Origin of the sequence: Desulfurella sp. (assembly GCF_023256235.1) — a bacterium.
Lineage (GTDB): Bacteria > Campylobacterota_A > Desulfurellia > Desulfurellales > Desulfurellaceae > Desulfurella.
The window spans coordinates 16,920-20,937 of sequence record NZ_JAGDWY010000030.1; the positions used below are offsets into that span (position 1 = coordinate 16,920).

Here is a 4,018-nt window from a genome sequence, read left to right on the forward strand (position 1 = left end):
AGCATTTTTCAACCACATCTTTATTGCGGTATATTATTAGGGTTTCCTGGGGGTTTGTAAATTTTCATGTAAAATAGACCCAGTTTTTTCATGAAAAGTGACCCACCTTTGTATAAAATACCCTACAAATTTTTTGTAGGAGAAGAAGAAGTGTTAAAAATGGAAGACTGGGTTACAATAGTTAACCTAAAAAAGCGAAATCCAAACTTAGGGACAAGGAAAATTGCGGAAGTGTTGAATGTTTCCCGCAATACTGTAAAAAGGGCTCTTAAAAGTCAAGCCTATCCTTCCTACTTTCGTAGCAAAACTGCTTACAAAGAGCTTGAGCCATTTCATGAATTCATAAAAGAGTCTTTTGTATTTAAAAAACAACGTGTATCTGTAACTATATCAAATCTTAGATACAAAGGCTACAAAGGCTCTAATATAGCTGTTTACCGCTATATTGAAGAATACTTCAAAGAATTAAGGAATGACTTATCTAAAAAAGCATACGAGTTATATGAAACTTTACCAGGTGAGCAGATGCAGTATGACTGGTCGGAATACAAAGTGAACTTTGGCTCTGTAAGTCTAAAGGTTTATGTTTATCTATTGATATTTGGCTATAGCAGGAAAAAAATTATTGATGCAGGTCTTGATATTACACAAAACACAGTATTAACCGTTTTAGAAGAAGCCTTTAGAGAAGCTGGCGGAGTATGTGCCAGAATACAAGTAGACAATGCTGCCCAGTTTGTATCAAATCCAAGCCGTAACAATTTCAAATGGAACGAAACATTTTTGAATTTTTGCTGATATTACGGTATAGAGCCAACACGTTCAAAACCTTTTTACCCTCAAAGCAAAGGTAAGGTGGAAAATCCGTTTGGTTTTATAGAGCACCATTTTGTAAAAAACAACAGCTTTGAGTCTTTTGAAGATTTTCATTTTAAACTAAAGGTATTCCAAAATGAATTTAACAATCGCTACCATAGCACAATCAAAGGAAACCCAATAGAGTTATTTGAGAAAGAAAAAGCGTTTTTAATTCCTTTGCCCAAAGAAAACATTTTTTTGCCATCACTTTTTAGTTTGCGCAAAGCAACATCAGATTGCCTCATAAGCTACAATGGCAACAGATACTCTGTTCCACACTACTTTATTGGAAAAGAGGTTTGGGTGAAAAGCTACAAGGGATTAAAGCTTGAGGTCTATTCTCAAGCTAAAAAATTGATAGCAACTCACCCAATACCGTTAAATAAAGGTAATATTATTATAGACAAAAGCCACTACAAAAGCTATAGCAATATACAACAGAATTCTTTTGATAGCTTAAAACACAAGTTTCTGGAAAGATTTTGTGAATTTAACGATAAAGAACTATTCTTGGATCTTATCAAAAGCCAAAAGAGACTCAACCCAGCCTACCATTTAAAACACATTTTGTCGCTTTTTGAATATTATGATACCAAAGACTGCATTTGTGTAATGCAGGAGTGTATTAAATACCATATCTTTAACTACCATTTTGCAAAAAGTGAGCTTCAAAGGTACAGCTTAAAAACGGATGCGTTATCTGAAGTAAAATCTTTTGCGGTAACTTCTAAAAATGTGAAAAGATCTCTAAAGGAGTATGCCTATGGACGAAACCAACAATCTTAAAGAAGCAATATCATATTATTGCAAAATACTATCTTTGCCTTTAATAAAGGATATTTTTATAAAAGAAGCGAAAAAATGCTGCAAAAAGCAAAATAAACTATCAACAGTTTTTGTATAACGTATTGAAAATCCAAGCAGACTCAAGACTTGACAATTCTATAAAAACTAAAGTTAAGAAAGCTAAGTTTCCATTTATAAAGACTGTAGAAGAATACGATTTTAGTTTTCAGCCAGAGGTAGATGAAAAATTAATAAAGGAACTTTGTAACTTAAACTTTATGGATGACGCAAAAAATATAATATTTGTAGGACCTCCTGGTGTAGGCAAAACACACCTTGCAATAGGAATAGGAGTAAAAGCAGCCCTCCAAAGAAAGAGGGTATTGTTTTTTACTACAGAAGAGTTAATGAGTGAGTTAATAAAAGCCAACATAAGTTCTAGGCTGGTAGAATACATTGAATCTTTGGCTAGAATAGATATTCTTATAATTGACGAACTTGGCTATCTTGAGGTTAATAAAGCAGCCTCTTCCTTATTTTTTAAACTTATATCAAAACGGTATGAAAAAAAATCCACAATATTGACCACTAATAAACCATTTGAGGAATGGGGTGAGATATTTGGAGATGATGTTGTAGCATCAGCTATCCTAGATAGATTATTACACCATAGCTATCCTTTCTTAATAAGCGGCAAAAGCTACAGAATGAGAGAACTTTTTAAAAATACTGGAAAGAATAAAGAGAGCTAATCAAAAACAATGGTGGGTCAAAATTCGTGAAAAAACGGGTCAATTTTCGTGATAATTGACATTTGTCTGCTATTACCTCTATTGTATAAAACCGTGCAATTCTAATGTATCTTTCTTTAAGCGCTCCAAGGCGTTGCATTATGGCATTGTAGCTTTTTCTTGAGTTCTTTTTAGAAAGGCCTGATTTTAAGTTTGAGAGGAAAAGCTCAAATTTCTCTTTAAACTTCTCCATCATGGAAGTTTCTTTTAGCTCTTTGGCATCGCTTTTTACATACAGGCAGGATTCATCGTCTTGTTTTTCTATGTAGGCTTTTAAAGAGTAGTTTTTTAGATCTATTGAATCATTGTAATCTATATCTTTGAGCTTTAGCGATATATCCCTTGATACAACTATGTATTTGTAGTTGTGTTCTTTTAAGTAAGAAAGATTTTCTGTAGTAGCAAAGCCAGCATCAAACACAATGCACTTTTGTATAGAAGCATCCATAGTAATGCTTTCTATAATAGAAGAAAGTGTTTTGGGTTCAGATACATTGCCTTTGAATATAAAGCTTTTTACAGGAAAGCCGTATTGGTTTAAAGCAAGGGCTAAACTTGCCAAAGGACAATCTGTTCTTTTTTCTTTGGAGTGGCCGTATTGGGCTAAATCAGTATAGGCTTTGCCTTCAAAATAAGAGTTGGTCATATCAAACAGCAATATTGTTTCTTGGAAATTAAAGAGATCTTTTTCTTTTTCATAGAGCTTAGATTCTATTTGTTCTTTTTGATTGAAGAGTTTGTCTTGAACTCTATACAGACTAGACAAAGAAAGTTTATTGAAGTTTGTGTCTAAAAGCTCATCTATTGCGCTTTGATTTTGCAGGAAAGAATGGATGGAGCGTTCTGATGTGTTTCCAAAGAGCTTGCCCGTTATAAGAGCTATTGTTGTATTTATTTCTTTTTGTGAAAACCCGAGTCCTTTTAGGATTCTATCTATACTGAGAGATTTTAGAGCCTCTAAAATAATATATTCTGCTCCTATTGTCCTTACCTTTGAATGCTCTATGCTGTCAATACCAACGGATGTAAATTGCGCTAGAGTATGATTATCAACTGTATTGCTGTTTCTGTTTTTCTTTATTATTGTGTCTGCGTAAAATTCGGCTAACTCTTCTATTTTGGGAGAAAACCCAAAAAGAGGTCGGGGGCGATTGTATAGTATATCACGTATTCTTTTGGCAAGAAGCTTGAACTCCTCTTTGGTAAGATCGCTTAACTTGTTTGAACTTCCCAGATACAAGATAACTTCCTGCCTTGGTCCTTTTGGCGTGTTGTAAGATTGGACAAGCTCATATGCTGTGTATTTCTTATTGTTCTTTTTGTCTAATTTTGCGACAGGACGAATATACGTAAAAGGCAATATACACTATCAAATTTCATTTGTCACGTGTTATATTAATATTCAGTCACTAAATTAAGCTTTTTGGGCAAAATGATAAAGATTATTACAAAAGATGCCTTCTGGATAATGTTTATGCTTTTAGAGGTAAAGCATTTTAGCTAAACTTTGGAGGTTTTTGACGAAGATGGGTTAAGGGTTTTTGGGATAATGGGATAGATAATGGAGTTGTGGAAGAAGAAAG

The 4,018-nt window shown here is 33.6% G+C and carries 5 protein-coding genes; 4 read left to right on the forward strand and 1 reads right to left on the reverse strand.

What is annotated here, in order from left to right; genetic code table 11:
- Positions 1-90: 90 nt before the first annotated feature.
- From Q0C22_RS03140 to istB, 4 genes are read left to right on the forward strand one after another with little or no spacing between them, the layout of a single operon-like run.
- Positions 91-798, forward strand: coding sequence for a DDE-type integrase/transposase/recombinase (locus Q0C22_RS03140; protein WP_291490614.1), 708 nt, complete (start codon positions 91-93; stop codon positions 796-798).
- A 57-nt stretch (positions 799-855) separates the two neighbouring features.
- On the forward strand, positions 856-1,644 hold the full coding sequence (locus Q0C22_RS03145; RefSeq protein WP_291490615.1) for a hypothetical protein: 789 nt from the start codon (positions 856-858) through the stop codon (positions 1,642-1,644).
- Positions 1,622-1,762 (forward strand): hypothetical protein, encoded by a 141-nt coding sequence (locus Q0C22_RS03150; RefSeq protein WP_291490616.1) that lies wholly within the window; start codon positions 1,622-1,624, stop codon positions 1,760-1,762. Before Q0C22_RS03145 ends, Q0C22_RS03150 begins: the two co-directional genes overlap by 23 nt.
- Positions 1,755-2,396: an IS21-like element helper ATPase IstB gene (istB, locus tag Q0C22_RS03155; protein ID WP_291490617.1), complete on the forward strand. Its 642-nt coding sequence runs from the start codon at positions 1,755-1,757 to the stop codon at positions 2,394-2,396. The genes Q0C22_RS03150 and istB overlap by 8 nt, the downstream gene beginning before the upstream one ends.
- On the opposite strand, the gene Q0C22_RS03160 is transcribed toward istB, so the two are convergent.
- Positions 2,365-3,795, reverse strand: a complete 1,431-nt coding sequence (locus Q0C22_RS03160; RefSeq protein ID WP_291490618.1) for an IS1634 family transposase — start codon at positions 3,793-3,795, stop codon at positions 2,365-2,367. The two genes, istB and Q0C22_RS03160, sit on opposite strands and share 32 nt — an antisense overlap.
- Between the last annotated feature and the right edge of the window lie 223 nt (positions 3,796-4,018).